At 62.5% G+C, this 26,459-nt stretch carries 25 protein-coding genes; 20 read left to right on the top strand and 5 right to left on the bottom strand.

Going from position 1 to position 26,459, the window contains the following annotated elements:
- The first annotated feature begins 6 nt into the window (after window positions 1-6).
- Window positions 7-894 (top strand): lysophospholipid acyltransferase family protein, encoded by an 888-nt coding sequence (locus tag AC1DN9_RS06935; protein WP_478098559.1) that lies wholly within the window; start codon window positions 7-9, stop codon window positions 892-894.
- A complete protein-coding gene (locus AC1DN9_RS06930) occupies window positions 891-1,775 on the top strand; it encodes an LpxL/LpxP family acyltransferase (RefSeq protein ID WP_478098557.1) in 885 nt (294 codons plus the stop codon). Before AC1DN9_RS06935 ends, AC1DN9_RS06930 begins: the two co-directional genes overlap by 4 nt.
- Here the strand turns inward: AC1DN9_RS06930 and AC1DN9_RS06925 are convergent.
- The gene (locus tag AC1DN9_RS06925; RefSeq protein WP_478098554.1) at window positions 1,769-2,692 is read right to left on the bottom strand and encodes an alpha/beta fold hydrolase; all 924 of its coding nucleotides are present in this window, start codon (window positions 2,690-2,692) and stop codon (window positions 1,769-1,771) included. The genes AC1DN9_RS06930 and AC1DN9_RS06925 overlap by 7 nt on opposite strands.
- Before the next feature lie 47 nt (window positions 2,693-2,739).
- Entirely contained in the window at window positions 2,740-3,480 is a 741-nt protein-coding gene (yihA, locus tag AC1DN9_RS06920; RefSeq protein ID WP_478098552.1) for a ribosome biogenesis GTP-binding protein YihA/YsxC, read from the bottom strand.
- A 70-nt stretch (window positions 3,481-3,550) separates the two neighbouring features.
- Here yihA and AC1DN9_RS06915 point away from each other — a divergent pair, with 70 nt between their 5' ends.
- From AC1DN9_RS06915 to AC1DN9_RS06895, 5 genes are all read left to right on the top strand, one after another.
- Window positions 3,551-4,225 (top strand): c-type cytochrome, encoded by a 675-nt coding sequence (locus AC1DN9_RS06915; protein ID WP_478098550.1) that lies wholly within the window; start codon window positions 3,551-3,553, stop codon window positions 4,223-4,225.
- Window positions 4,226-4,331: 106 nt separating this feature from the next.
- Entirely contained in the window at window positions 4,332-6,473 is a 2,142-nt protein-coding gene (locus AC1DN9_RS06910) for a cytochrome c biogenesis protein ResB (protein ID WP_478098548.1), read from the top strand.
- Window positions 6,470-7,786, top strand: coding sequence for a c-type cytochrome biogenesis protein CcsB (gene ccsB / locus AC1DN9_RS06905; RefSeq protein ID WP_478098546.1), 1,317 nt, complete (start codon window positions 6,470-6,472; stop codon window positions 7,784-7,786). The genes AC1DN9_RS06910 and ccsB overlap by 4 nt, the downstream gene beginning before the upstream one ends.
- Before the next feature lie 110 nt (window positions 7,787-7,896).
- Window positions 7,897-8,895, top strand: a complete 999-nt coding sequence (gene msrP / locus AC1DN9_RS06900) for a protein-methionine-sulfoxide reductase catalytic subunit MsrP (RefSeq protein WP_478098543.1) — start codon at window positions 7,897-7,899, stop codon at window positions 8,893-8,895.
- Window positions 8,896-8,906: 11 nt separating this feature from the next.
- Entirely contained in the window at window positions 8,907-9,545 is a 639-nt protein-coding gene (locus AC1DN9_RS06895) for a protein-methionine-sulfoxide reductase heme-binding subunit MsrQ (protein WP_478098541.1), read from the top strand.
- Here AC1DN9_RS06895 and lysA read toward each other — a convergent pair.
- Complete coding sequence (lysA, locus tag AC1DN9_RS06890; RefSeq protein ID WP_478098538.1) at window positions 9,535-10,815, bottom strand: diaminopimelate decarboxylase; 1,281 nt, start codon at window positions 10,813-10,815, stop codon at window positions 9,535-9,537. The two genes, AC1DN9_RS06895 and lysA, sit on opposite strands and share 11 nt — an antisense overlap.
- Window positions 10,812-11,060 carry an LPS translocon maturation chaperone LptM gene (gene lptM / locus AC1DN9_RS06885; RefSeq protein WP_478098536.1) on the bottom strand — a complete coding sequence of 83 codons (249 nt, stop codon included), beginning with the start codon at window positions 11,058-11,060 and terminating at the stop codon, window positions 10,812-10,814. Before lptM ends, lysA begins: the two co-directional genes overlap by 4 nt.
- Before the next feature lie 12 nt (window positions 11,061-11,072).
- Here lptM and cyaY point away from each other — a divergent pair, with 12 nt between their 5' ends.
- Window positions 11,073-11,405: an iron donor protein CyaY gene (gene cyaY / locus AC1DN9_RS06880; RefSeq protein WP_478098533.1), complete on the top strand. Its 333-nt coding sequence runs from the start codon at window positions 11,073-11,075 to the stop codon at window positions 11,403-11,405.
- A gap of 7 nt (window positions 11,406-11,412) precedes the next feature.
- Here the strand turns inward: cyaY and AC1DN9_RS06875 are convergent, their stop codons facing one another.
- Window positions 11,413-13,821, bottom strand: coding sequence for a penicillin-binding protein 1A (locus tag AC1DN9_RS06875; RefSeq protein ID WP_478098531.1), 2,409 nt, complete (start codon window positions 13,819-13,821; stop codon window positions 11,413-11,415).
- A gap of 239 nt (window positions 13,822-14,060) precedes the next feature.
- On the opposite strand from AC1DN9_RS06875, the gene AC1DN9_RS06870 reads away from it, so the two are divergent.
- The 12 genes from AC1DN9_RS06870 to AC1DN9_RS06815 all read left to right on the top strand — a co-directional run bounded on the left by AC1DN9_RS06870 (window position 14,061) and on the right by AC1DN9_RS06815 (window position 26,444).
- On the top strand, window positions 14,061-15,140 hold the full coding sequence (locus AC1DN9_RS06870; RefSeq protein WP_478098530.1) for a pilus assembly protein PilM: 1,080 nt from the start codon (window positions 14,061-14,063) through the stop codon (window positions 15,138-15,140).
- Window positions 15,137-15,757, top strand: a complete 621-nt coding sequence (locus AC1DN9_RS06865; RefSeq protein WP_478098529.1) for a PilN domain-containing protein — start codon at window positions 15,137-15,139, stop codon at window positions 15,755-15,757. The genes AC1DN9_RS06870 and AC1DN9_RS06865 overlap by 4 nt, the downstream gene beginning before the upstream one ends.
- Window positions 15,758-15,766: 9 nt before the next feature.
- Complete coding sequence (locus AC1DN9_RS06860) at window positions 15,767-16,441, top strand: type IV pilus inner membrane component PilO (protein ID WP_478098528.1); 675 nt, start codon at window positions 15,767-15,769, stop codon at window positions 16,439-16,441.
- On the top strand, window positions 16,438-16,983 hold the full coding sequence (locus AC1DN9_RS06855; RefSeq protein ID WP_478098527.1) for a pilus assembly protein PilP: 546 nt from the start codon (window positions 16,438-16,440) through the stop codon (window positions 16,981-16,983). The genes AC1DN9_RS06860 and AC1DN9_RS06855 overlap by 4 nt, the downstream gene beginning before the upstream one ends.
- Window positions 16,980-19,109 carry a type IV pilus secretin PilQ gene (locus tag AC1DN9_RS06850; RefSeq protein ID WP_478098525.1) on the top strand — a complete coding sequence of 710 codons (2,130 nt, stop codon included), beginning with the start codon at window positions 16,980-16,982 and terminating at the stop codon, window positions 19,107-19,109. Before AC1DN9_RS06855 ends, AC1DN9_RS06850 begins: the two co-directional genes overlap by 4 nt.
- 194 nt (window positions 19,110-19,303) lie before the next feature.
- Window positions 19,304-20,851, top strand: coding sequence for a hypothetical protein (locus AC1DN9_RS06845; RefSeq protein WP_478098523.1), 1,548 nt, complete (start codon window positions 19,304-19,306; stop codon window positions 20,849-20,851).
- Complete coding sequence (locus tag AC1DN9_RS06840; RefSeq protein ID WP_478098521.1) at window positions 20,833-21,411, top strand: shikimate kinase; 579 nt, start codon at window positions 20,833-20,835, stop codon at window positions 21,409-21,411. The genes AC1DN9_RS06845 and AC1DN9_RS06840 overlap by 19 nt, the downstream gene beginning before the upstream one ends.
- A gap of 30 nt (window positions 21,412-21,441) precedes the next feature.
- Complete coding sequence (aroB, locus tag AC1DN9_RS06835) at window positions 21,442-22,542, top strand: 3-dehydroquinate synthase (RefSeq protein ID WP_478098519.1); 1,101 nt, start codon at window positions 21,442-21,444, stop codon at window positions 22,540-22,542.
- A gap of 21 nt (window positions 22,543-22,563) precedes the next feature.
- Window positions 22,564-23,694 carry a deoxyguanosinetriphosphate triphosphohydrolase gene (locus AC1DN9_RS06830; RefSeq protein WP_478098517.1) on the top strand — a complete coding sequence of 377 codons (1,131 nt, stop codon included), beginning with the start codon at window positions 22,564-22,566 and terminating at the stop codon, window positions 23,692-23,694.
- Window positions 23,691-24,953, top strand: coding sequence for an MFS transporter (locus tag AC1DN9_RS06825; RefSeq protein WP_478098515.1), 1,263 nt, complete (start codon window positions 23,691-23,693; stop codon window positions 24,951-24,953). Before AC1DN9_RS06830 ends, AC1DN9_RS06825 begins: the two co-directional genes overlap by 4 nt.
- A gap of 58 nt (window positions 24,954-25,011) precedes the next feature.
- Window positions 25,012-25,587, top strand: a complete 576-nt coding sequence (locus AC1DN9_RS06820) for a DUF1415 domain-containing protein (RefSeq protein ID WP_478098513.1) — start codon at window positions 25,012-25,014, stop codon at window positions 25,585-25,587.
- Window positions 25,584-26,444, top strand: coding sequence for a class I SAM-dependent methyltransferase (locus AC1DN9_RS06815; protein WP_478098511.1), 861 nt, complete (start codon window positions 25,584-25,586; stop codon window positions 26,442-26,444). The genes AC1DN9_RS06820 and AC1DN9_RS06815 overlap by 4 nt, the downstream gene beginning before the upstream one ends.
- Window positions 26,445-26,459 lie beyond the last annotated feature (15 nt).

The following is a 26,459-nucleotide window of genomic DNA, read 5'->3' as shown; positions in this document are numbered from 1 at the left end:
GCTTTGATGATTTTTCTGTTCCGATTGCTTGCTCGTGTGCCTTTGCCGTGGATGCATGCATTCGGCGGCTGGCTGGGCTGGCTGGTCTGGTGGCTGGCGCCTGACTATCGCCGGCGATTCCGGGAGAACGCCGAGGCCGCCGGCTTCACGCCTGAACAGTACCGTCCCGCCATTGCCGCGGCGGGCGCCATGGTGGGCGAGCTTCCCTGGGTCTGGGCTCGGCCGCAGGGGGAAAGCCTGCTGCCGCGCATCGTCCGCTGGGACGGCATCGAAGAATTCGAGTCGGCCCTCGCCGCGCGCAAGGGCGTCATCCTCGTGTCGCCGCACCTCGGCAGCTGGGAAACCTTCGGCCAGGCGGTGGGGGAGCGGTTTTTCGAGAAGTACGGGCCCATCACGGCGCTTTTCCGACCGGCTCGCAAGAAGTTCATGGCGGAATTGATCGCCGGCTCGCGCGATCGGCCTGGTCTGCAAACGCTGCCGACCACCGTGGCCGGCGTGCGGGGTCTGATCCGGACGCTGCGCGGCGGCGGCTACACCGGCATCCTGCCGGACCAGGTGCCCCCGCTCGGGCAGGGCGTCTGGGCGCCGTTTCTCGGCCGACCGGCCTATACGATGACGCTGCTTCCGCGCCTCGCGCAGCAGACGGGCGCCCGCGTTTTTCTCGGGGTGTGCGAACGGTTGCCCCGCGGGGCGGGCTATGCGATCCGGTTCGAGCCGTTCGACGGGACCGCCATGAGCGACCCCAAGGCCACGCCGGAAGCCGCAGCGACCGCCATGAACATCGGTATCGAGCGGCTGATTCGTCGGCTTCCCGGCCAATATGTCTGGGACTACGCGCGCTACAAGCAGCCACGCGCCGAAACCATCACGGCCTCATCGGGAGATGCGGCATGAGCCTGACTTCCAGGATAGGGATCGGATTCATGCGGGCGCTGGCTCACGTACCGCTGCCCTTGATACGCGGCTTCGGCGCGGTGCTCGGGCCGGTGTTGCACGCCCTCGCAGCGCCCCGCCGTCGCGTCGTGGATGCCAACCTGGCGCTGTGTTTCCCGGAAAAATCGCCCCCTGAGCGTCGGCGCATGGCGCGCGAGACTTTCGTTTTCGTGGCGCAATCGTGGCTTGATCGGAGTTGGCTCTGGCATGCGCCGGAACAAGTGGTCGCGAGCCGCCTGAAGATTCAAGGCGCCGCCGGCGAGATCCACGAGATCGCGCATGGCCACGAACCGACGATCCTGTTCGCGCCGCATTTCTACGGCCTCGATGCGGCGGCCACCGCGATAACCATGCAAACGGCTCGGGCCTCGGCCACCATCTACACCACGCAGCGCGATCCGATGATCGACGAGTGGATCAGCGAAGGCCGAAAGCGCTTTGGCAACGTGGTCACCCTGAATCGCGTCGACGGCGTCAAGCCGGTCCTCGCGGGCCTGCGCAAGGGCGGTTTGCTGTATTTGCTGCCCGACATGGATTTCGGCCGCGATCAGAGCGTCTTCGTGCCGTTCTACGGCGTGCAGGCCGCCACCGTGCCGTCGCTGTCGCGATTCGCTCGGCTGGGACGCGCCAAGGTGGTGCCGATCGTGTCGAAGCTCGTCAAGGGTGGCTACGAAATCGAGGTGCTGCCGGCCTGGAAGAACTTCCCCACCGACGACGTGATCGCCGATACGACGCTGATGAACGAGCGCCTGCAAGGCTACATCGACACCATGCCCTCGCAGTACTACTGGGTGCACCGCCGCTTCAAGACACGCCCCGACGGCGAACCCAAAGTCTATTGAACGGGTGACTGGTCGCGATTCAGGAAGGCTTCTATCTCGGCGGCAACCAACTGCGGCTGCTCGTGGACGATCCAGTGCGTGGCGCCGGGGATCTTCTTGATGCCGAGCTTCGGAACATAGTCTTCCAGGCCCTCCAGCAAGCCGGGCAAGAGCGCCGCATCGTCCAGCGCCCAGAGGACCAGGGTCGGCGCCGCGACCGTGAACCGCTCTCGCGGCAGCGTCGGGATCTGCGATGGCTGGCCGGGCATTGCCGGCTTCATCGGCGTCACGCGGTAGAGGTTGCAGGCGCCAGTCAGGCCGGCGTTCCAGACTTCGCGGTACTGGTTCTTGACGTCTTCCGTGAGCCAGCCGAAGCCGTCGGCGCCGGCCTTCATCAGCGTGAAGAAAGGCCACATGCGGCGGTAGTCATCGGCGGAGAGCAGCGCCTCGGCATCGGGCCGCGCGAGGAAATTCATGTAGGCGCTGGCTGCCTGCTGCGCAGGGTTGTTCAGCAGTTCGCGCGTGAATGTGCCGGGATGCGGCGAGTTGATGATGACCAGCTTGCCGAGCTTGTCGGCGTGCTGGTTCCCATACCCCCAGCCGAATGCGCCGCCCCAGTCGTGTGCCACGAGCATCTCGATCCTTCCGTCCGGGCTCTCGCTCGCGGCAAGCTCGGAGACGTCTTGCACCAGCAGGTGTGCACGGTAGGCCGAAACCTCCTGGGGCGAGCTGGATTTCTCGAAGCCGCGAAGGTTCGGCGCCACGCAGCGAAAGCCGCCATGCTCGGGCCGGGCGAAGTGTTCGAGCAATTCATCCCAGATGAATGCAGCCTCGGGAAAGCCGTGCAGGAACACCATCAGCGGGCGTCCGGGCATGCCGGCCGCCCGGCAACTGAGGGTGATGCCGTTGGGGAGCTGGCGGGCGAAAGTCTCGATCACGGGTTTGTCTCCTTCATTGCTATTCGTTGAGGGAGGCGCCGCCGCCGTCAGTGCCCCTCGTTCGCCGGTTCGGCCGGTTCGACTGGCTTCTCGTCCTGGGGATGCGCCCACCGCCACAGCAGTTCGGCGGCTTCGTCGACGCCTTGCAGCTTCAGCGCCGAGAACAGTTTGACCTCGCCGCCGCCCGCCTGCAGTCGCGCAATCGACAGCGCCTTGGCGCCTTCGGAGCGCGTGAGCTTGTCTGCCTTCGTGAGCAGCACGAGGAACTTGAGTCCTTGCTCGACCCGCGGACGGATCACTTCGAGCAGGATCTCATCAAGCTCCGTGAGGCCATGGCGCGGATCGCACATCAGCACCACGCCGCGCAGGTTCTCGCGTGTCATCAGGTAGTTGCCCATCACGCGCTGCCACCGCAGTTTGGCTTCCCTGGGAACGGCTGCATAGCCGTAGCCGGGGAGGTCGGCCAGCACTGCGTCGTCGACCTTCTGCTTGCCGACGCCGAACAGATTGATGTGCTGTGTTCGCCCTGGCGTCTTGGATGCAAAGGCGAGTCGGGTTTGCTGCGTGAGCGTATTGATGGCGGTCGACTTGCCCGCGTTGGAGCGCCCGACAAAGGCGATCTCCGGCAGCTCGAACATCGGCAAGTGCTCCAACTGGGGCGCGCTCGTGAGGAAGTGGGCGGTGTGCAGCCAGCCCCGCGCCACACGGACGCGCTCGGCGGTTGCGGCGTCGACGGCGGGCGCCGTGCGGGAAGAGGGGGCGGCCGGCTTGCGCGGCGGGGTGGTCATCGATGAGCTTTCGTAGCGGGGCGCCATTGTAGAATCGCCGGGTTTTGCGCCATAAATTCAAGCCCCCGATATGAAGTTGTTTGCCCGTTTTCTGCTTGCAGCCCTTCTGGGCGCCGCCGCCAATGTCAGCTTCGCGGCTGACGAGCCCGCCGAAAAGCCGGCTGCCGGAGCACCCGTCAAGGCGGCCAAGCCGGATCCGGCCAAGGGCGACGCCCTCTTCAATACGGCGCCCGCCAACGGCCAGAGCTGTGCCTCGTGCCACAACGCGGACGGCAACTCGGCCATCGCGGGCAACCCGAAGCTGGCGCAGCAGCATCCCGAATACATCTTCAAGCAGCTCCAGGACTTCAGGTCCGGCAAGCGCAAGAGCGCAATCATGAAGCCGATGGTCGCGTCGCTGTCTGATGAAGACATGCGAAACATCGCCTGGTTCGTGGGATCGAAGAAGGTCAAGACCGGCTACTCGAAGGAAAAGGACCTGGTGACCCTCGGCGAGAAGATCTTCCGCGGCGGCTTGTCCGATCGGCAGATTCCGGCGTGCGCGGGTTGCCACAGCCCCGATGGCGCCGGCATCCCTGCGCAGTATCCGCGTCTGGGCGGTCAGCATGCCGAATACACGGTGGCGCAATTGACCATGTTCCGCGACAACGTGCGCCTCAACTCGCTGCAAATGACGGGCGTCGCCGCCAAGCTCAGCGATCGCGAAATCAGGGCAGTGGCCGACTACATTGCCGGGCTGCGTTGACGCCCGGCGGTTGATCGTGAACTAACCGCCAATAACAAACCCCAAACAGGGCGGGCCGATCCAGAGAGGATGGCCCGCCTTTTTGCTTTTCAACGGCTCGCTCCTCATGTCAGTTTCCACCCACGGCCTTCGAGTACGTCACGGTCCCAAAGCGGTCCGTGCGGCGGTGGAGTTGCTTTCGTCGATGCGCTTTGCGATCGCACTGCTGACGATCATCTGCGTCGCATCGATCATCGGCACCGTTCTGAAGCAGCATGAACCGTTCGGAAACTACGTCAACCAGTTCGGCCCATTCTGGGCGGAGTTCTTCCGCGCAGCGAAGCTGGACGCGATCTATAGCGCCTGGTGGTTCCTGCTGATCCTTTTCTTTCTGGTCATCAGCACTTCGCTGTGCATCGCGCGCAATACGCCGCGTATCTTTGCCGACCTGAAGACCTACAAGGAAGACATCCGCGCGCAAAGTCTCAAGGCCTTCGGACAGCGGGCCGAAACCGTGCTCGATGAAACGCCGGACGTTGCTGCCAATCGCATCGGGCAACTTCTGGTCAGCGGCGGCTGGAAGGTCAAGCTCCAGCAGCGCGAGGGAAAGGGATGGATGGTCGCCGCGCGGGCGGGCGGCGCGCACAAGCTCGGCTACATTGCCGCCCACAGCGCCATCGTTCTCGTCTGCATCGGCGGATTGTTGGATGGCGACCTGGTGGTGCGCGCCCAGACCTGGTTCAATGGAAAAAGCGTCTACACCGGCGGTGGACTCATTGCCGACGTCGCGCCGCAGCACCGGCTGTCGCCGAACAATCCGACCTTCCGCGGCAACATCCTGGTGCCCGAAGGCGGGCAGGCGAGCGTTGCGATCCTCAATCAGGCGGACGGCGTACTGCTTCAGGATCTGCCGTTTTCCATCGAGCTCAAGAAGTTCATCGTCGATTACTACTCGACCGGCATGCCCAAGCTGTTCGCGAGCGAGGTGGTGCTGCACGACCGCGAGACCGGCAAGGAGATTCCGACACGCATCGAAGTGAATCATCCCGCCAGCTACAAGGGCGTCGAGATCTACCAGTCGAGCTTCGACGATGGCGGATCGACCGTGAAGCTCAAGGCGGTCCCGATGGGCGCGGCGGCGAAACCCTTCGAGGTCGAAGGCACGATCGGGAGCAGCACCGAGATCACCAACGGCACCGATCGCCTCACGCTCGAGTACGCGGCGCTGCGCGTGATCAACGTCGAGAATTTCGGCGACGGCTCCGGCGGTGAGATGACGAGCGGTGCGGACGTCCGCAAGGTCGATTTGCGAGGCGAACTCGAGTCGCGCCTGGGGGCCGCCAACAAGACCAACAAGCCGAAGACGTTGCGCAACATCGGCCCGAGCATCGGCTACAAGCTGCGCGATGCCGCGGGACAGGCGCGCGAATATCAGAACTACATGGTTCCCGTCGACACCGGTGACGGCCAACCGGTGTTCCTGCTCGGCGTGCGCGACCGACCGGAGGATCCGTTCCGATATCTCCGTGTGCCGGCTGACGACAAGGGCTCGATGGACGGCTTCGTGCGCATGCGCGAGACGCTTGCGGATGCGAAGGCGCGCGCGCTGGCCATCGACCGTTACATCACGCGCACGACCGATCCGAAACGGCCGGAGCTTGCCAATCAACTCCGCACTTCCGCGGCGCGCGCTCTCGCGTTGTTCGCGGGCACTGAGCGGGCCAAGGCCGACGCGGTGACGACCGGCGGCTGGCAGGCAATTGCGGAGTTCATGGAGGCGAACGTGCCCGAAGCCGAGCGGGAGCGCGCGGGCTCGGTACTGGTGCGCATCCTCAACGACGTGCTTTTCGAAGTGCTCAACGTGAGTCGCGAGAAGGCGGGCCTTGCCGCGTTGCCGGCTGACGAGAGGTCTCAGGCGTTTCTCACCCAGGCGGTGCTGGCCATCAGCGACGCGCACTTCTATCCCGCTCCGGTGGCGATGATGATGACGGATTTCAAGCAAGTGCAGGCCAGTGTCTTTCAGGTGGCCCGTGCACCCGGCAAGAACATCGTCTATCTTGGCTGCCTGTTGCTGATCATTGGCATTTTTGCGATGCTGTACGTCCGGGAGCGCAGACTGTGGGTGTGGCTGACGAAAGAGGGTGCGTCGACGCCCGGTACGGCCGCCACCATGGCCTTTTCGGTCAATCGCAAGACCATCGACAGCGATCGCGAATTCGAGCATCTGAAAGACAAGCTGCTCGCCATCAGGAAAGACACGGCGCCATGACCACCACCACCCTCACGCTCAACGACAGCTGGCTGTCGCGCCGGAATGCCTTCGACTGGATCTTCGCGGCCCTGGTGCTGGCCGGTGGGATCTTCGCCTTCTCGCGTTATGCGGGGTCGATGGACTACTACGAGAAGACCATCCTGGTCGCGGCGATGGCCGCCGGAATCTGGATCGGCTGGTTCTGGCGACCTCTGCGGGTGTTGGCGATCGTGGTCGGCTGCGCGACGCTGTTGGCCATCACGTCCTACCAGGGGGACCTGGCACGTGCCGATTCGGTCTTCTGGCTCAAGTACTTCCTCTCGAGCCAGTCGGCCATTCTGTGGATGAGCGTGCTCTTCTTCATGAGCACGCTTTTCTATTGGATCGGCTTCTTCGGCGGCAAGCAGGGCGACGCCATGGATCTCATCGGTTCGCGGCTCGCCTGGGCCGCGGTGACCATGGCGCTGATCGGCACGATGGTCCGCTGGTACGAGAGCCATCAGTTGGGCCCCGATATCGGCCATATCCCGGTCAGCAACCTGTACGAAGTGTTTGTCCTCTTCTGCTGGTTGACGGCAAGTTTCTATCTCTATTTCGAGTCGCGCTATCGCACACGCTCGCTCGGCGCGTTCGTGATGCTGGTGGTAAGTGCCGCAGTCGGCTTTCTGCTCTGGTACACGCTGGTGCGCGATGCGCAGGAGATCCAGCCACTGGTCCCGGCATTGCAGAGCTGGTGGATGAAGCTGCATGTGCCGGCCAATTTCATCGGCTACGGAACCTTCTCGCTGGCGGCCATGGTTGCCTTCGCCTATCTCATCAAGGAACAGGCGGATGAGACCCGTTGGTACAAGCTCACGCCGATCTGGCTGCTTGGCGTTGCGCTTTGCTTCGTGCCGGTGGCGTTCCGCCAGCGGGCGCAAGAGGCCGGCGGCAGCTATTGGGTCGGCTATGCGGTGATCTCGGCGTTGATCGCGGCCGGCATCCTGCTTGGCCGCCGGCGCATTGCTGCTCGGCTGCCTACGAACGAGGTGCTGGATGATGTGATGTACAAGTCCATCACAGTCGGTTTTGCCTTCTTCACGATCGCGACAGTGCTCGGCGCGCTGTGGGCGGCCGATGCCTGGGGCGGCTACTGGAGCTGGGATCCGAAGGAAACATGGGCGCTGATCGTCTGGCTCAACTACGCGGCCTGGCTGCATATGCGGCTGGTCAAGGGCCTTCGCGGCACCGTGGCGGCCTGGTGGGCACTCGGCGGACTGGCGGTGACGACCTTCGCGTTCCTGGGCGTCAACATGTTCCTGAGCGGCCTGCACAGCTACGGAACCCTCTGACGCCGTTGGTTTTCACGACGAAATGAATCCGTGATCTGCTTTGGCGCGTAACCAAATCATCGCTGGCGACGAACTCAGTCATGCACAGCAATTCTGGCGAAAGGCGATCCATGTTGATTCGGTCCCGTGACAACGGCTTCATCCATCCGCATTCGAGCGAAATCACGCCGCAAGGCATCTACGAAAGCCGGCGCGACATGCTCAGGTGGCTGGCCACGGGCGCGGCGGGGGCTGCCATGGCATCCTGGGCATCGCGCGAAGCGCTGGCGCAGGTCTCCGCGCCCGGAAAGTTGGCCCCGCTGCCGGGCGTGAAGTCGAACGTTCCTGGTGTGCAGACCATGGAAAAGCTGACCGACTACAAGGACGCCACGAGCTACAACAACTATTACGAGTTCGGCACCGACAAGGGAGACCCGGTCAAGAACGCCGGGACGCTCAAGACAAGGCCGTGGACCGTGGAAGTCGAAGGCCTGGTCAACAAGCCGGGCAAGTTCGGTATCGAGGACCTGCTCAAGCTCAGTGCCCAGGAGGAGCGCATCTACAGGCTGCGTTGCGTCGAAGGATGGTCAATGGTGATCCCGTGGGTCGGCTATTCGCTGGCCGAGTTGATCAAGAAGGTCGAACCGCAGGGCAACGCGAAGTACGTTGAGTTCGTGACGTTGGCCGATCCGAAGACCATGCCCTACGTCGGGTCGCGCATTCTCGACTGGCCGTATACGGAAGGCTTGCGCCTGGACGAGGCCATGCATCCTCTCACGCTGTTGGCTTTCGGGATGTACGGCGAAGTGCTGCCCAATCAGAATGGCGCACCGGTGCGCATCGTGGTGCCATGGAAGTACGGCTTCAAGAGCGGCAAGTCGATCGTCAAGATCCGCTTCGTCGAGAAGGAGCCAGGCACGGCGTGGAACAAGGCCGCGGCGCAAGAGTACGGTTTCTATTCGAACGTCAATCCCAATGTCGATCATCCGCGCTGGAGCCAGGCGACCGAACGCCGTATCGGGGATGGCGGCGGCCTGTTCGCCAAGCGCGCGAAGACGCAGATGTTCAATGGGTACGAAGCCCAGGTCGGCCAGTTGTACGCTGGCATGGACCTGAAGAAGTACTACTGAGCAAGCCTGTCGTGAACAAGCTCCTGATGCACCCGGCGGCCAAGCCGTTGGTGTTCGTGATGTGCCTGCTGCCGTTCGCGTGGCTGTTCCATGGCGCCCTCACCGATGGCCTGGGCGCGAATCCGGCGGAGCATCTGATCCGCTCGACCGGCGACTGGACTCTCCGCTTCGTCTGCATCGTGTTGGCAGTCACTCCTCTGCGGGTGATCAGCAAGACCAACACACTGGCTCGGTTTCGCCGGATGCTGGGCCTCTTTGCCTACTTCTACGTCGTCGTCCACCTGTTGAGCTACAGCTGGTTCGACATGGGCTTCGAAGTCCAGGACATCGCCAAGGACATTGCCAAGCGGCCGTTCATCCTGGTGGGCTTCACCGGATTCGTACTGCTGACCCCGCTTGCTGCGACGTCGTTCAATCGGGCCATCAAGGCGATGGGCGCAAAGCGCTGGCAGGCGCTGCACAAGCTGGTCTACGTGATCGCCGGGCTTGGGCTGCTGCACTTCTTCTGGATGCGGGCGGGCAAGAACAACTTTTCGGAAGTGTTCGTCTATGCCGCGATCATTGCTGTTTTGCTGGGATGGCGGCTCTGGAACTTCGCCAGCAAGAAGAAGCTGTCGGGTCCGATCGCTCCCCGGGCGCTCAGTCGTTGAATCGCTCGCTGCGAAGCTGGTCCTCGATGGTCTCGCGACGACGGATCAGCTTGGCGCTGTGTCCACTCACCAGGACTTCAGCAGCGCGCCCGCGTGTGTTGTAGTTGCTGGCCATCGCCATGCAGTAGGCACCCGCCGAGAGCACGGCGAGATGATCGCCGGCTTGGACCCGCAGCGAACGATCGCGGCCGATCCAGTCGCCGCTTTCGCACACCGGCCCGACAACGTCGTACGTGACGGAGGAAGCCTGCCGCTCGGTCACGGGAACGATCTGATGGAATGCCTGGTACATCGCCGGCCTCGGTAGATCGTTCATGGCCGCATCGACGATGCAGAAGTTCTTTTCTTCACCCGGCTTGGTGTAGAGCACCTCCGTGACGCAGACGCCGGCATTGCCGACCAGCGAGCGCCCGGGCTCGACAATGAGTCGGCGCCCGCCGAAGCCTCGCGCATCAAGGCGCGCGAGCATCTGCAGCCAGAGCGCATCGGCACCCGGCGGCGTGTCGCCGTTGTAGTCGATGCCGAGTCCGCCGCCGAAATCGAGGTGGTGCAACGAAATCCCGGTCTTCTCGATCGCCTCGACGAGATCGAGCACACGCTCCAGCGCCTCGAGGTAAGGCGCTGTGTCGGTGATCTGCGAGCCGATATGGCAGTCGATGCCGACCACCTGCAGGCCCTTGAGAGAAGCAGCATGCTGATAGATCGCGACCGCTTGGTCATGGGCCACGCCGAACTTGTTGCCCTTGAGACCCGTCGAGATGTACGGGTGCGTCTTCGGGTCGACATTGGGGTTGATGCGCACGCTGACAGATGCGCGACGCCCTTTTTCGAGCGCAACCGCGTTGAGCACTTCGAGTTCGGCTTCGCTTTCCACGTTGAAGCATCCGATGCCGGCCGCGAGCGCCTGACTCATCTCGCTGCGCGTTTTCCCGACGCCGGAGAAGATCACCTTGGCAGGGTCCGCGCCGGCCGCCAGGACGCGGGCCAGCTCACCGCCTGAAACGATGTCGAAGCCGCAGCCCGCTTCCGCGAAGACGCGCAGGACCCCGAGAGAGGAATTGGCCTTGATTGCGTAACAGACCAGGGCGTCGCGACCTTCGAAGCCGCGCCGGTAGGCCGCGAGTGCATCGAGCATCCATTGCTTCGAATAGACGAAGAGGGGGGTTCCATGCTCTTGGGCGAGCGCGGAGAGCTTCATGCCCTCAACATGCAACTCGCCCTCCTTGCGCGCGATGTGGGGATGGCCGGGAAGAAGCGCGAACTGGCTCACTTGGTATCTCCAGTCGGTGCTGGGGCAGTGTTCGTCGGGGCCGTTGGCCCTGTTGGCTGTGTAGGCTTTGTCGTTGAATCGGTCTTGGCAGCGCCGGGTAGCAGCGCCTGGGGCAGCGTCGCGCGCTCCTTTGCGGCGGGATCGGTGGGCAGATAGAGAGGGCCCCTTTGGCCGCAGGCGGTCAGGGCGACCCCAACGAGCGCGAGGCCAACGGCGCTCACTAGAATTTGACGAACATTCAACATGGCGAAATTGTAATGACCGACCCCGAGTACATGGACCGCGCGGAAGCCGCGCTTGAAGCGATAGAGCGCGGTTGCGATCGCATCAACGATGCAACCGATGCCGATATCGACAACCAGCGCGTCGGCGGCATGATCACGATCACTTTTCGAAATGGAAGCCAGTTGATCATCAACCTGCAGAAACCGTTGCAGGAAATCTGGCTGGCTGCCCGCTCCGGCGGCTACCACTACCGCCATGACGGCCGCGCGTGGGTCGACACGAAGACACGCGAGGAATTCTTTGGGAACCTCTCGCGCGAAGCAACGTTGCAGGCAGGGCAGCCGCTGAATTTCTCGGCCGACTGACGATTGTCTAGTTCCGGAACAGGTCCAGGATGCGGCTGCGTTCTTCAGGCGCCGGCGTCGGGCCGATCGGCGGTCCGCTGATCGCTTCCGCAGGCGGCGTCGGGCCGCCTTCGACACCCAGGGTCGCGACGCCGCGGCCCGGTGCGTAGTCGTCGTAGTACCACTCGCCGCCAACGTTCACCACGCCTGCGGGCGCGGGGACTTCAGCCACAGGAACGCCCTTGATCGCGGTCTCCATATAGGTGATCCAGATCGGCAGGCTCAGTCCGCCGCCGGTCTCGCGATCACCGAGCTTGCGTGGCGTGTCGTAGCCCATCCATGCAATGGCAGCCATCGTCGGCTGGAAACCCGCAAACCACGCATCCAGAGAGTCGTTCGTCGTACCGGTCTTGCCGTAGATGTCTGTCCGCTTGAGCGTCGCCTGCGCCTTGGCCGCGGTGCCGCCGCTCGCCACTGACTGCAGCAGGCTGTCCATGATGTAGGCGTTACGCTGCGGGATCGCGCGCATCGATTCATTGAGCAAGGGCGGTTGCCTGTCGACCAGGACCTTGTCCTTGTGATCGGTCACGCGCGTCACGAGGTAGGGATTGACGCGATATCCGCCGTTCGCGAACACCGAGTAGGCCGTCGCCATCTGCATCGGCGTGACCGAACCTGCGCCGAGGGCCATCGGCAGATAGGCCGGGTGCTTTTCACGCTCGAAGCCGAAGTTGGTGATCCAGTCCTGCGCATACCGCGTGCCGATCGATTGCAGGATGCGGATCGACACCATGTTCTTCGACTTCATCAGCGCACGGCGCAGGGGCATGGGCCCGTCGAAGGTGCCGTCGTAGTTCTTCGGCTCCCAAGGCTGTCCGCCGGTGGTGCCGGCATCGAAGAACAACGGCGCGTCGTTGATTACCGTGCTGGGCGTGAAGCCCTTTTCGAGCGCTGCGGAATAGATGAAAGGCTTGAAACTCGAGCCCGGCTGCCGCCACGCCTGCGTGACGTGATTGAACTTGTTCTTGTCGAAGTCGAAGCCGCCGACCATCGCTTTCACGGCACCGTCGCGCGGGTCCATCGCGACGAACGCACCTTCCACTTCCGGCAACTGGGTGATCTCCCATGCACCCTTTGGCGTCTTGACGACGCGGATCACCGCGCCGCGGCGAATCCTGATGTTGGGCGGTGCCTTGTCCGAGAGTCCTGACTGCGCGGGCTTCAGGCCATCGCCCACGATCTGGAGGGTATCGCCGTTGCCGCGAACAGCGGTGATTTCCTTCGCGTTGGCCTTGAGCACCACGGCCGACATCACGTCGCCGTTGTCGGGATGCTCGGCGAGTGCATCGTCGACGGCTTCGTCGACCTCCTTCGAGTCATTGGGCAAGTCGACGAATTTCTCGGGCCCCCGATAGATCTGGCGACGCTCATAGTCCATGATGCCCTTGCGAAGGGCGCGGTAGGCCGCAGCCTGATCCACAGCGACAAGGGTGGTGTAGACCTTGAGGCCGCGCGTATAGGTGCTGTCGCCGTATTGCGCGTACATCAACTGTCGAACCGTTTCGGCGACGTATTCGGCGTGCAGGCGCGTGGGGTCGGCGGCGTCGCGCAGGTGAAGGTCTTCCTTCTTGGCTTCCGCCGCCTGTTCGGCGGTGATGAAGCCGGCTTCCTGCATGCGGTCGATCACGTAGAGCTGCCGCCCGCGTGCTCGCGTCGGATTGTTGACGGGATTGTTCGCGCCGGGCGCCTTCGGAAGGCCTGCCAGCATGGCTGCCTGTGCAATCGTGATGTCCTGAAGTGGCTTGCCGAAATAAGCCTCGGAAGCCGCCGCAAATCCGTAGGCCCGATTGCCAAGGTAAATCTGGTTCAGGTAGATCTCGAGGATCTGGTCCTTCGTCAGCAGGTGCTCCAGCTTGAATGTCAGCAGGACTTCATAGATCTTGCGAGTAAGGGTTTTCTCGGAACTCAAATAGACATTTCGCGCCACCTGCATCGTGATGGTCGATGCCCCTTGGCTCTTGACGCGATTCATGTTTGCGAGGCCGGCGCGCAGCATGCCCTTGTAGTCGACGCCGCCGTGGTCATAGAAACGCGCGTCCTCGGCTGCGAGGACTGCCTCCTTCATGACCTTCGGCACGGTCGAGATGGGGGTGAGATTCCGGCGTTCTTCCCCGAATTCGCCGATCAGGATTCCCTCGGACGAGAACACCCGCAGAGGAAGTTTCGGGCGGTAGTCAGCCAGCTCGGAGATGTCTGGAAGGTTCGGATAGGCAACCGCCAGTGCGACCGCGATGATGCATATGACAGCAACTGCGCCGGCCGCTACGAGGCCCAAACTCCACAATATGATTCGGACCAACCATCTCAGCCAGGCCGGGCGTTTGGAAGCGGGCGGGGAGGCTTTTGCAGGCGTCTTGGGTCGGGAAGTTTCGGGCATTGAGGCTGTTGGAGTCTGCGGTCATTATAAAAACGCGGTCCTTGAAGGCGGCGTGTTCGTATCAGTTAGGACCCAAGTACTCCTATTTGTGACGTAAGTTGCAGAAGGGAACTGTTACGTCGACTTTTGACAACGATTGGTGCCGCACTGGGGGTTCGTCGCTTGGATGGCGTTCTACCTGCTGCTAGCATGCAACCACTCGCAAATTTTTCCAATCGTTACAAACGGACGGATCTAACTTGACAGACTTGGGATCGTTGTTTCGCCGCCAGCCTGCGCCTTTGCTTGGGCTGGACGTCAGCTCGTCCAGTGTCAAGCTGGTCGAACTGGGCCGTGACGCGAGCGGCAAGCTGGTGCTGGAGCGTTGTGCCATCGAGCCGCTCGAGCGCGGATGGATCACTGACGGCAATGTGGAAAAGTTTGATGAGGTGGCCGAGGCGGTGCGGCGCGTCGTGCGCAAAAGCGGCACGCGCACCAAAAACGTCGCATTGGCTTTGCCGCCGTCGGCAGTAATTACCAAGAAAATTGTTTTGCCCGGCGGAATGAGCGAGCAGGAGCTCGAAATTCAGGTCGAATCCGAGGCGAATCAATACATTCCTTTTTCCCTGGATGAGGTGAGTCTCGATTTCTGCGTCATCGGACAAAGCGCAAGTTCGGCCGGTGACGTTGAAGTATTGATTGCCGCATCGCGCAAGGAAAAGGTGCAGGATCGCCAGGGTTTGGCCGAGGCGTCCGGGCTGAAGGCGGTGATTCTGGATGTCGAATCCTATGCATCCCGCTTGGCGACCGCACGCTTGATCGAGCAACTTCCTGGACAGGGCCGTGACGCGGTCGTCGCACTGTTCGAGGTCGGGGCCTTCACGACCAGCATGCAGGTCTTGCGCAATCAGGAAGTGCTGTATGACCGCGATCAGGCTTTCGGCGGCGCTCAACTGACACAACTCATTGTTCGTCAGTACGGGTTTTCCGCAGAGGAAGCAGAGGCCAAGAAGCGAAGCGGGGACCTGCCCGAGGACTATGGTTCGGGCGTGCTCAAGCCCTTCGTGGCCAGCATTGCGCAGGAAATTGCCCGCGCGCTCCAATTCTTCTTCACCAGCACGCCGCACAACCGCGTCGACTATGTATTGCTGGCGGGTGGCTCGGCATCGTTGCCGGGTCTCACCAGTGCGGTGACGCGCCAGACATCATTCGCTTGCTCGCTCGTGAATCCCTTCGACGGGATGGAAATCGGCAGCGGGATCCGGGAAAAGAAAGTGCGCCGCGAAGCGCCCTCGTACCTGACGTCGTGCGGCTTGGCGATGCGGAGGTTCCTGCAGTGATCCTCATCAATCTGCTCCCTCACCGGGAAGCCGCGCGCAAGCGCCGTCGCGAGACTTTTTACGCGACGCTGGGTCTTGCCGCGGTCATGGGGGTCGTGCTGGCCGGAGCGACTTACCTCTGGTACCAGGCTCAGATATCCAGTCAGCAGGCGAAGAACGGCCTTCTGCAGACCTCGATCGCCAAGCTCGAAACCGAAATCAAGGAGATTTCGACCTTGCAGGCCGAAATTGCGGCACTGCGCGCACGCCAGCAAGCGGTCGAAGATCTGCAGGGCGATCGGAACATGCCAGTGCACTTGCTCAATGAGCTTGTTCGGCAGCTTCCGGATGGTGTCTACCTGACGAGCATGAAGCAGGACAACCAGACGGTCACGCTGCAAGGCATGGCGCAGTCCAATGAGCGGGTGTCGGAATTGCTCCGCAATCTTGGCAACAACAGTCCGTGGCTGGTCAAGCCGGAGTTGGTCGAGATCACATCAGGCAGCGTCAGCCTGAGTCCGCGTGACCAGCGCCGCGTTGCGAACTTCACGATGCGCATCGGCCTCAAGCGGCCCACCGACGCGCAGAAGCCCGCTGCAGGGGCCAAGCCTGCGGCAGCACCAGCAGCGAAGGGTTAGGCGTTCATCATGGCAACCAAACGCTCTTCCCAAAAGATCGACATCGGCGCCTCATTGCGGCGATTCGGTGAACAGTTCCAGGGGCTGAACCCGAACGACCCGTCGGCATGGCCGCCCGTTCCCCGCTACGCCTTGTGCCTCGCCGTGACTGCGGCGGTCCTGGCGGCACTGTGGTTCGTGTGGCTGACCAACTCGAATGACGAACTCGAGGCTGCACGTGCGAAGGAAGTCACCCTAAGGGCTGACTATCAGAAGAAAGTCGCTCAAGCGGCCAACCTCGAACTGCTGAAGAAACAGCGCGAACAGGTTCAGCAGTACGTCACGCTGCTTGAAAAACAACTGCCGAGCAAGGCCGAAATGGACGCCCTGCTGTCGGACATCAATCAGGCCGGCCTGGGGCGCAGCCTTCAGTTCGAGTTGTTCCGGCCTGGACAGGTATCGGTCAAGGACTACTACGCCGAGCTGCCGATCGCAGTGCGCGTGACGGGGCGCTATCACGACATGGGCGCTTTCGCGGCGGATGTCGCGAACCTCTCGCGGATCGTGACCCTGAACAATCTTTCCGTGACGCCGCAGAAAGATGGTGCCCTTGTCATGGACGCCACTGCGCGGACGTACCGCTATCTGGATGAGGAAGAGCAAAACATGCAGAAGCGTGCCGCAGCGGGGGCGAAGAAGAAATGAGAACGCTCGGTTTTCTAGGGCTCTGCGCCGCCGTAGCGGGCTTGAGCGGCTGCATGGGGTCCGAGCAGGAAGAACTCCAGCGCTGGATGGCCGATCAACGGGCACAGGTGAAGCCGACGGTGCCTCCGATCACGGAGCCGAAGAAGTTCACCCCGCAAGCCTATACCGAAGGCAGCACGATCGAGCCCTTCGACATGCAGAAGCTGACGCAGGCGCTACGCCGCGACTCGAGCCAGCCCAGCACCTCTGCGCTCATCGCGCCGGAATTGACCCGTCGCAAGGAAGCGCTCGAAGCATTTCCGCTCGATTCCATGGCAATGGTGGGAAGCCTGAATCGCAATGGCCAACCCGTTGCCTTGATCAGCGTCGACAAGTTGCTCTATCAGGTCCGGGTCGGCAACTACCTGGGACTCAACTACGGGCGTATTACCCGAATCAGTGAAACCGAACTCGGCTTGCGTGAAATCGTGCAGGACGCCGCCGGTGAATGGATCGAACGCGTGGCGACGCTGCAGTTGCAAGAGAGGACGACGAAGAAATGAATCAACAAAAATCTATGCTCGCGCAGTGGCTGCGCGCTGCCGGTGCGGCTGTGCTGGCCCTCAGTGCGGCCGCCGTCGTCCATGCTCAAAACGCGATCGAATCGGTCACGAGTTCAATGCAATCCGGTTCGGAGGTCATTCGAATCGATTTCACGCAACCGCTCACTGCGCCGCCGACCGGCTTTGCCATTCAATCGCCAGCACGCGTTGCGCTTGATTTTCCCGGCGTCACGAATGCGATCGGGCGCTCGGCCATCGAGGTCAACCAGGGCAACCTGAAATCTGTCAATGTGGTTCAGGCAGGCGAACGCACGCGTTTGGTCCTCAATCTGAAGCAGGCGACGGCATACAAGACCGAAATCCAGGGCAAGTCGCTCTTGGTGTCCCTGGAGCCGGTGGCAGGCCAGGCCCTGGCGACCACCATGGCGCAATCGACGTTCGCGGAAAACCGCAACCGCGACATGTTGCCCTTGAAGGACGTCGATTTCCGGCTTGGTTCGGACGGTACCGGTCGCGTGATTGTTGATTTGGCCAACAACCAGGTCGGCGTTGATATTCGCCAGCAAGGCAAGAATCTGGTCGTCGAGTTCACCAAGTCGACGCTGCCGGAAGGCTTGCGTCGCCGGCTGGATGTGTCGGATTTCGGCACGCCCGTTCAATTGGTGACGACGCAACAAGTCGGCGATCGCGTGCGGATGACTATCGAGCCCAAGGGCGAGTGGGAGCACAGCGCCTACCAGAGCGAAAACCAGTTCGTGGTCGAAGTCCGGCCGCGCAAGATCGATCCCACGAAGCTGACCCAGGGCGTCGGCTACAGCGGCGAGAAGCTCTCGCTGAACTTCCAGAACATCGAAGTGCGCTCGCTCCTCCAGGTGATTGCCGACTTCACGAACTTCAATATCGTGACTTCGGATTCGGTCACCGGTGCGCTGACGCTCCGCCTGAAGGACGTTCCCTGGGACCAGGCGCTGGACATCATTCTGCAGGCCAAGAACCTGGGCATGCGCAAGAACGGCAGCGTCCTCTGGATCGCCCCAAAGGACGAGATCAACGCCAAGGAAAAGCTCCAGTTCGAGGCCGAGAATGCCATTCAGAATCTGGAGCCGCTCCGTACGCAGTCCTTCCAGCTGAACTACACCAAGGCGGTCCAGATTGCGCAAGGCCTGACTGGCACGGGTGCTGGTAGTGGCGGCGGCGGCACGACGACGCGTATCCTGAGCGCCCGTGGCAGTGTGCTTGCCGAAGCTCGGACCAACCAGATCTTCGTGTCCGACATCCCGTCTCGCCTGGCGCAGGTGGCGGAACTGATCCAGAAACTCGATGTGCCTGTGCGCCAGGTGTTGATCGAGGCGCGAATTGTTGAAGCGACGGACACGTTCGGCAAGTCGCTAGGCGTCAAGCTGGGCGGCGGCATCATCAACACAAACGGCACGGTCGGAGCAAATCCCATCGTCACACCGAATCCGGTTGTCAACGGTGTGTTCCAGAACCAGCCCACCGCAACCACGGTCTTCACAGGTTCCAACTTTGTCAATTTGCCCTCCACCGGTGTTGCCGGCAACGGCAATGCGCCGGGGACTTTCGCGATTTCCCTGTTCAATCAAAGCCTGTCGAGAATTCTGAACCTGGAAATCTCTGCTCTGGAAGCTGACGGCAAGGGCAAGGTCGTTTCCAGCCCTCGTGTCGTCACGGCTGATCAAACAAAGGCCTTGATCGAACAGGGTACGGAACTCCCCTATCAGGTCGCGACATCGAGCGGTGCCACATCCATCGCCTTCCGCAAGGCCAATCTCAAGCTCGAGGTGACGCCGCAGATCACCCCTGAGGGCAACATCATCCTGACACTCGATGTCAACAAGGACACTGTTGGCCAAGCGACGACGGCTGGATTTGCCATCAACACCAAGCACGTCCAAACCGAAGTGCTGGTCGAAAACGGCGGCACCGTTGTGATCGGCGGCATCTTCGAGTTGACCGAAGCGACCGACGAATCACGCATACCGGTTCTCGGGGAAGTGCCTTACCTTGGGGCCCTTTTCCGCACGCGAAATCGGACGGCGAACAAGACCGAATTGCTGGTCTTTATCTCGCCGAAGATGATCACTGACCGCAACGCGGCTCGTTAAACAAGAATGTTTTTAGGTTAAAAATGGGAAATTCATTGAGCGCGAAGAAATCTGCGTTGGTTGCAACGATCATGGCTGCCATGATGACAGCGTGTGGCGGTGGCGGCAGTCCGGGGCTTCCCCCTGTGACTTCGACTGGCGGCGGAGGATCGACAACTACACCAACTCCGACCCCGACCCCGACGGCAGCGGACATGATCGTTACGGTCGACAAGGCCGCGCTCACGAACACAGGCAGCGATCAAGCCACGCTCAGCGTTGTAGCTGTGGATGCCTCGCGTAACGTCGTCGGCTCTGTGCCCGTCGCCGTGACCGTCGATAGCAACGCGGTCTTCACGCCCGCCGCCGGAGCGACCACCGCCGCCGACGGCACGTTTGGCGGCAAGGTCGGCATTGGCGCCGACAAGACCAATCGACTCATTCACTACACGGTGAAGTCGGGCGCGTTGACCAAGACGGGCGCGATCAGCGTGGCTGGGATTTCGATGAGTCCGGCCTCGGTGCCCTCCGTCGCCCAGCCAGGCCAAGCAACAACGCTCTCTGTCAAGGTCAAGGATGTGGCCGGCGGCGGAGTTCCTGGTACGAGTATTGTGGTTGCCGGGATCCCGGGTGTGACTCTCCCTGCGATTCAGACCGATGCATCGGGCAGCGCGACCTTTTCGTTCACGGCACCCGCAACGGATGGGGTCTATCCGCTCTCGATCCAAGGGGCCGGCGTCACGACTTCGTACGACTTGAAAGTTCTCACGGCGGGCGGCGGATCGATTCCGGCGGCTGTAGGACCGGTTTCCGGCGCGAGTGCCATTGCCAACCCCGTCGTGGTTGCTTCGAACACCGTCGGATCTACGACGAATCAGTCTGAAGTTCGTGCGCTCTTCCTGACCACGCTCAACAACCCGCTGCCCAACATGCGCGTGCGGTTTTCCATCATCAGCTCTGCCTTACCAGGGGAGTCGCTTTCGACGGGGTCGACGCTTGTCTACAGTGACGCTTCGGGCACAGCAAAGACCTCTTACATTGCTGGAACGATTGGCAGCCCGACGGACGGCGTTGTCATCAGGGCGTGCTATGACACGAACGACTTCGATGCATCGCTGTGCCCAAATTTCGTGACGGCCAAGCTGACCGTGACTGCCAATCCGGTCAATGTGACCATCGGTACCGACAACAAGATCCAAAAGACCGCCAGTGGTATCTCTTACATCAAGCAGTTTGAGATTCAGGTCGTCAATTCAGCTGGTCAAGCCGTGAAAGATGTTCCCTTGTCCGCCGTGGTGGACGTACAAGGTTACTGGAAGTCCCAGCAATGGGGCACACCGCTCTCGGTGACCGCAAATGACTATGCGCTTCTCGACAGTAGTTCGAATCCTATTCCGGGCTCTGACCACAAGTGGTGTCCCAACGAAGACTTGAACCGCAACGGGGTACTCGATGTGCTGCCGGCGCCCGGCGAGGATGTGAACCACGACGGCGCTCTGACGCCGAGACAATCAGACGTGGCGATCGCATTCCCGGCTGGCACCAAGACGGACGCCAACGGTCTTGCCCAGGTCCAACTTCAGTACCCGCAAAATGTGGCTGGCTGGGAACGTGTGAAAATCACCGTGACGGCTGGTGTTTCTGGGAGCGAAGGTGCAGCGACATACACGTATGTTCTGTTGCCCGAGCAAGGGGATGTTGCCAATGGTTCGTTCTTGACCCCGCCCTATGGCAGCAGTAATACATGCGGAGATGCTTTGTAGAAGGTTCTGAAGATCGCCCTATCGTCTTGGTAGGGCTGCCCGGCTCTGGGAAGTCAAGTATCGGCAGGCGCCTTGCACTGCGGCTTGACCTCCCCTTCGCTGATACGGATGCCGTTGTCGAGCAGAGAGTAGGTTGCTCGATCCGGGATTATTTCGAACGCGAGGGCGAGTCTAGTTTTCGCGACTTGGAGGAAGCCACTCTCTCTGAACTGATCGCCGCGCGCCGCGGTGTGCTGGCGACCGGCGGCGGCATCGTCGTGCGAACGTCCAATCGGAGTTTGATGAAAGAGGGCGGGCACGTCATCTACCTGCGCGCATCCCCTGAAGACCTGTTTCGCCGTTTGCGGCACGATCTCTCACGACCGTTGTTGCAGGTGGCCGACCCCCTAGGGCGGTTGCGCGAGTTGTACGCTGCTCGTGATCCGCTCTATCGCGAAACGGCACACGACGTGGTCGAGACTGGCCGACCAACGTTGGCGATGTCTGTCAATCTCATCGTGGCTCAGCTTGAATTGGCGGGGATCATCCAATCCTCGCCGCAGGATCGCCCTTCGGCGTGAGCGGCGCTGCAAGCGCCTAAACTCGCAGGGATGTCATTGTCCGCTCCCTCAGAATCAGTCGAGATCCACCTCGGCGAACGCAGTTACCAGATCCTGATCGGTGCCGGCGGGCTCGGCGACGCGCGCTGTTTCGCGGCCACTCCGGCAGCGGCCACTGCATTGATCGTCACTAACACGACGGTGGCACCGCTTTACGCGGCTACCCTGCGTGCCGCATTGGCCGGCCGTTTCCGCGCAGTGCACGTGCTCGAACTGCCCGATGGCGAGGCACACAAGGATTGGCAGACGCTCAATCTGATCTTCGACGCGCTGCTCCGCCACGGTTGCGACCGCAAAACAGTCCTCTTCGCGCTCGGAGGAGGCGTCGTCGGCGACATGACCGGCTTCGCCGCCGCCAGCTACATGCGAGGCATCCCCTTCGTCCAGGTCCCGACGACCTTGCTGGCCCAGGTCGATTCTTCCGTCGGTGGAAAGACCGCCATCAACCATCCGCTCGGCAAGAACATGATCGGCGCGTTCTATCAGCCGCAACTCGTGCTTTGCGATCTTGCGACGCTCAAGACGTTGCCGGCGCGCGAGTTGAGCGCGGGGCTGGCCGAGATCATCAAGTACGGACCCATCTATGACATGGGCTTCCTGGATTGGATCGAGGCCCATGTCGACGCCCTGGTGGCGATGGATCCTTCGGCGCTGGCGTATGCCGTCAAGCGCAGTTGCGAGATCAAGGCAGCGGTTGTCGGCCAGGACGAGCGGGAGACCGGGCTTCGTGCGATCCTGAACTTCGGCCACACCTTCGGTCATGCGATCGAGTCGGGCCTGGGCTATGGCGAATGGCTGCATGGCGAGGCGGTCGGCTGCGGCATGGTGATGGCCGCGCACCTCTCGCAGCGCCTCGGGGGCGTCGACGCCGCTTTTGTGCAGCGTCTGACGGCGCTCATCCAGAAGGCGGGCCTTCCGGTGGTCGCGCCGGCGCTCGGCGCGGAGCGCTATCTTGAACTGATGCGCATCGACAAGAAGTCCGAGGCCGGCGAGATCCGCTTCGTCGTGATCGACAAGCCCGGCTCGGCCATCATGCGCAGCGCCCCGGACGCCATGGTGCGCGAGGTCATCGCGCAATGCAGCGCAAACTGAGCGGCCCCTGCCGCACCTGAAGTGAGCCTCGCGCCTTATGCCAGCCATCCCGCGCGATCGCGCGGGCGCAGACACGCCGAAGCGCCCGCGCCCACAAGAGACGCGTTCCAGCGTGACCGCGACCGCATCGTGCATTCGACGGCGTTCCGGCGCCTGGTCTACAAGACCCAGGTATTTCTCAATCACGAAGGCGACCTGTTCCGGACGCGGCTGACCCATTCGCTCGAGGTCGCCCAACTCGGACGCTCGATCGCTCGCGCGCTCCGGCTCAACGAGGACCTGGTCGAGGCCATCGCGCTGGCGCACGATCTGGGGCACACCCCATTCGGTCACGCGGGCCAGGACGCGCTCGATGCATGCATGCAGGATCACGGAGGTTTCGAGCACAACCTCCAGAGCCTTCGCGTGGTGGATGAACTTGAGCATCGATATCCCCAGTACGACGGCCTGAACCTGAGTTTCGAGACGCGCGAGGGCATTCTCAAGCACTGCTCGCGTGCGAACGCCGAGCGGATCGAGGCCCGGGAGCCAGGTGGCGTGGCGCGGCGCTTTTGCGATCGCACGCAGCCGGGCCTGGAGGCACAGCTTTGCAATCTCGCCGACGAGATCGCCTACAACGCGCACGACATCGATGATGGCGTGAGGTCCGGGCTGATCGGCATCGAGCGGCTGACCGAGGTCGGGCTGTTCGATCGGTACCGCCGCGAAGCGCTGGCCGAGTATCCGGAGCTTCGAGGCCGACGTGTTCTCTACGAGACGATCCGACGGATGCTCAGCGCGCAGGTCTATGACGTGATCGATGCGACGACCGCCGCGCTGGCCTCCACGGCGCCTTCCGACGCCGACGCTGTGCGGCAGGCGGGCCCGTTGGTCCTGTTCAGCGAATCGATGCGCGTGGAGTCGACCGAACTCAAGCGCTTCCTGTTTCGCAATCTCTACCGGCACCCCCAGGTGGCGCAAACCGCCAATCGGGCGCAGGGCGTCGTGCGATCGCTGTTCGCCGCTTATGTCGATGACGCTGCCCAGATGCCCGAAGCCTATGCAGGGCGTGGCGACCGGTACCGCGCGGTGGCGGACTATATTGCCGGGATGACAGATCGATTTGCGATCCGGGAATACGAACGCCTCACGGGGCAGCGGTGGGCTGAATGAGCGCTTCCGCCGGGCACGAGACCCGCATACCTGCTGCCGCTCTCGCCGTTGTTGCCGCGGGCGTTGCGGCTGCGTTGCATCTCGGCAAATTGCCGCCGGCAGTCCCGGCGCTCCAGGCCAACCTGGGCATCGGTCTGGTCGAAGCCGGATTCCTGCTTTCGCTGGTGCAGGTCGCGGGCATGACGCTCGGCCTTTTTGTCGGACTCGCTGCCGATGTCATCGGGCTTCGGCGGAGCATGCTGACCGGACTGATTGTTGTCACCTGCGCGAGTTTGCTTGGCGGCGCGGTCGGATTCTGGGTCGACGACAAGACGCAGGCGCTGTCACTGTTGTTCGCACTCCGCGGGCTCGAAGGCTTCGGCTTTCTCCTGGCGGCGATGCCTGGACCTGGATTGATCCGCGCGTTGGCGCCCGCGAGCGCTGAGAAAGCCGCGATGGGGTTGTGGGGCGCCTATATGCCGCTCGGGGTCGCACTGGCATTGCTCGCCGGGCCGGCGCTGATCGCTTGGGTCGGCTGGCAGGGCTGGTGGTGGACCCTGTCGGCAGTTTCCGCCGCCGCCGCAATATGGGTCGCCTTGGTCGTGCCGGGCGACAACTCCCGGCGTCCGACGGCTGGCGTATCCACAGAGGCCTGGGGTGAACGTCTGCGCATCACTGCCAGCGCTGGGGGACCCTGGACGCTCGCGCTGGCGTTCGCGGTCTATTCCTCGCAATGGATGGCAGTGATCGGTTTTCTGCCCGCGATCTACGTCGAAGCCGGGGTTCCGGCGGCCTGGACTGCCGCATTGACGGCACTTGCGGCCGCGATGAACATCGTCGGCAATGTCACAGGCGGACGGCTTCTTCAGCGCGGTGTGGCACCGGATCGACTGATGCGCTGGGGCTTCGTCGTCATGGCGCTCGGAAGCGTCGCGGCATTTGCGCAGATCGGCGATTCGCGCGATGCGCTCGGGCTTCCGCCAGCGTTGCGCTACCTGGCCGTTTGCATGTTCTCGCTCGGCGGGGGCGTCGTGCCGGCCACGTTGTTCATGCTCGGCGTGCGGCTCGCTCCGGGGCCTTCGACGGTATCGACGACGATCGGGATGATGCAGCAGGCTTCATCGCTCGGCCAATTCATCGCGCCGCCTGTTGTCGCATGGATCGCGCACCGCGCCGGAGGCTGGCAGTGGACCTGGGCGGTCACGCTGGCCTGCTCGTTGGCGGGCATCGCTTTCGCTGCCAGGCTCTCGCCGGCGGTTCCACGCGCGGGGACAGCATGAGCGCCGCGCCGGGCCGCCCCAAGCAAGCTCGCACCGCAGTGCGGAGCACGGTTGCCTTATGAGCGCCGAGATCGTTGTTTCGTCCTCTCAGGCCGAAGCTGGCACTCGGCGCTGGCTGGAGCGCGCGGTGATCGGGCTCAATCTATGCCCGTTCGCCAAGGCGGTGCACGTCAGGGGCCAGATTCACTATGCGGTCTACACGGCGAACGACGAAGCGGGTCTCGTCGACGCATTGGTGGCCGAAGCCGAAGCGCTCGCCGCCCGTTCTCCTACCGAGCGGGACACCACACTCTTGATTGCACCGAACACCTTGGCAGACTTTTTCGATTTCAATGATTTCATCGCCCGTGCGGAGCGTCGTCTTGCGCGCGAAGGCTTCGAGGGTCAATTCCAGCTCGCCAGTTTCCATCCCCGCTTCCAGTTCGCCGGCACCGACGCCGAAGACATCACGAATGCTACGAATCGCGCGCCATATCCGACCTTGCACCTGCTTCGCGAGGACAGCGTGAGCCGAGCCGTCGACGCTTTTCCGGATGCCGAGGCGATCTTCGGACGCAACATCCAGACGCTCGAGGCGCTCGGGGCTGCAGGGTGGGACGCGCTCGACGTCGGCCCCGGAGGCGCAGCGCCATGAACAAGGCCGCAAAGGCCTTGAAGGCCGAAGCCGAAGTGCTGAGCGAGTTGCGCCCGGGGCAGTCGGTCGAGCTTCTCAAGGAACTGCACATCCTCACGCGGGAAGGTCGTCTCAACCAGGATTCGAGGCGCAAGCTCAAGCAGGTCTATCACCTGTTTCAGTTCATCGAAAAGCTGCTGCAAGAACTGCCGGCGGACGGCGCGCAGGCCACCTTGGCCGATCACGGTGCGGGCAAGTCGTACCTGGGATTCATCATCTACGACCTGTTCTTCCGCGCGCGGGAGGGAGGGCATGTCTATGGCATCGAGACCCGAACGGATTTGGTCGAGAAGTCACGCGCGCTTGCCGAGCGGCTGCATTTCGGCCGCATGTCGTTTCTCAATCTGACTGTGGCGGAATCTGCAGCTTCTGCCGCCTTGCCGCCCCGGATCGACGTGGTGACCGCACTGCACGCTTGCGACACCGCCACCGACGATGCAATCGCATTCGGTCTGGCGAAAGAGGCGCGTTTCATGGTCTTGGTGCCTTGCTGCCAAGCCGAAATCGCGGCCTGCCTGCGTCAGACGAAGGCGCTGTCTCTTTCGCGTACGCCCCTGGCGGAGTTGTGGCGGCATCCGCTCCATACGCGCGAGATCGGCAGCCAACTCACGAATGTGTTGCGCTGTCTTTACCTCGAGGCGAATGGCTATCAGGTCACGGTCACCGAACTGGTCGGCTGGGAACACAGCATGAAGAACGAACTCATCATTGCGCGCCATACCGGGCAGCGCAAGGCGAGTGCCGCTGCAAGATTGCGCGATCTGTTGGCGGAGTTCGGCCTCGAGTCCTTGATGGAGACGCGCTTCAGGCTTTCCTGAGCCCGCCATATCAGC

It is taken from the genome of Variovorax sp. 05L425, assembly GCF_056397705.1.
This window is presented reverse-complemented; position numbering and strand designations above follow the sequence as displayed.

Excerpts from the sequence above, each read along its gene's own strand:
- AC1DN9_RS06935 (WP_478098559.1), top strand. The coding sequence starts at position 7 with ATGATTTTTCTGTTCCGATTGCTTGCTCGTGTGCCTTTGCCGTGGATG.
- AC1DN9_RS06930 (WP_478098557.1), top strand. The coding sequence starts at position 891 with ATGAGCCTGACTTCCAGGATAGGGATCGGATTCATGCGGGCGCTGGCT.
- yihA (WP_478098552.1), bottom strand. The coding sequence starts at position 3,480 with ATGACCACCCCGCCGCGCAAGCCGGCCGCCCCCTCTTCCCGCACGGCG.
- AC1DN9_RS06915 (WP_478098550.1), top strand. The coding sequence starts at position 3,551 with ATGAAGTTGTTTGCCCGTTTTCTGCTTGCAGCCCTTCTGGGCGCCGCC.
- AC1DN9_RS06910 (WP_478098548.1), top strand. The coding sequence starts at position 4,332 with ATGTCAGTTTCCACCCACGGCCTTCGAGTACGTCACGGTCCCAAAGCG.
- ccsB (WP_478098546.1), top strand. The coding sequence starts at position 6,470 with ATGACCACCACCACCCTCACGCTCAACGACAGCTGGCTGTCGCGCCGG.
- msrP (WP_478098543.1), top strand. The coding sequence starts at position 7,897 with ATGTTGATTCGGTCCCGTGACAACGGCTTCATCCATCCGCATTCGAGC.
- lptM (WP_478098536.1), bottom strand. The coding sequence starts at position 11,060 with ATGTTGAATGTTCGTCAAATTCTAGTGAGCGCCGTTGGCCTCGCGCTC.
- cyaY (WP_478098533.1), top strand. The coding sequence starts at position 11,073 with ATGACCGACCCCGAGTACATGGACCGCGCGGAAGCCGCGCTTGAAGCG.
- AC1DN9_RS06875 (WP_478098531.1), bottom strand. The coding sequence starts at position 13,821 with ATGCCCGAAACTTCCCGACCCAAGACGCCTGCAAAAGCCTCCCCGCCC.
- AC1DN9_RS06860 (WP_478098528.1), top strand. The coding sequence starts at position 15,767 with ATGGCAACCAAACGCTCTTCCCAAAAGATCGACATCGGCGCCTCATTG.
- AC1DN9_RS06855 (WP_478098527.1), top strand. The coding sequence starts at position 16,438 with ATGAGAACGCTCGGTTTTCTAGGGCTCTGCGCCGCCGTAGCGGGCTTG.
- AC1DN9_RS06850 (WP_478098525.1), top strand. The coding sequence starts at position 16,980 with ATGAATCAACAAAAATCTATGCTCGCGCAGTGGCTGCGCGCTGCCGGT.
- AC1DN9_RS06845 (WP_478098523.1), top strand. The coding sequence starts at position 19,304 with ATGATCGTTACGGTCGACAAGGCCGCGCTCACGAACACAGGCAGCGAT.
- AC1DN9_RS06840 (WP_478098521.1), top strand. The coding sequence starts at position 20,833 with ATGCGGAGATGCTTTGTAGAAGGTTCTGAAGATCGCCCTATCGTCTTG.
- aroB (WP_478098519.1), top strand. The coding sequence starts at position 21,442 with ATGTCATTGTCCGCTCCCTCAGAATCAGTCGAGATCCACCTCGGCGAA.
- AC1DN9_RS06825 (WP_478098515.1), top strand. The coding sequence starts at position 23,691 with ATGAGCGCTTCCGCCGGGCACGAGACCCGCATACCTGCTGCCGCTCTC.
- AC1DN9_RS06820 (WP_478098513.1), top strand. The coding sequence starts at position 25,012 with ATGAGCGCCGAGATCGTTGTTTCGTCCTCTCAGGCCGAAGCTGGCACT.
- AC1DN9_RS06815 (WP_478098511.1), top strand. The coding sequence starts at position 25,584 with ATGAACAAGGCCGCAAAGGCCTTGAAGGCCGAAGCCGAAGTGCTGAGC.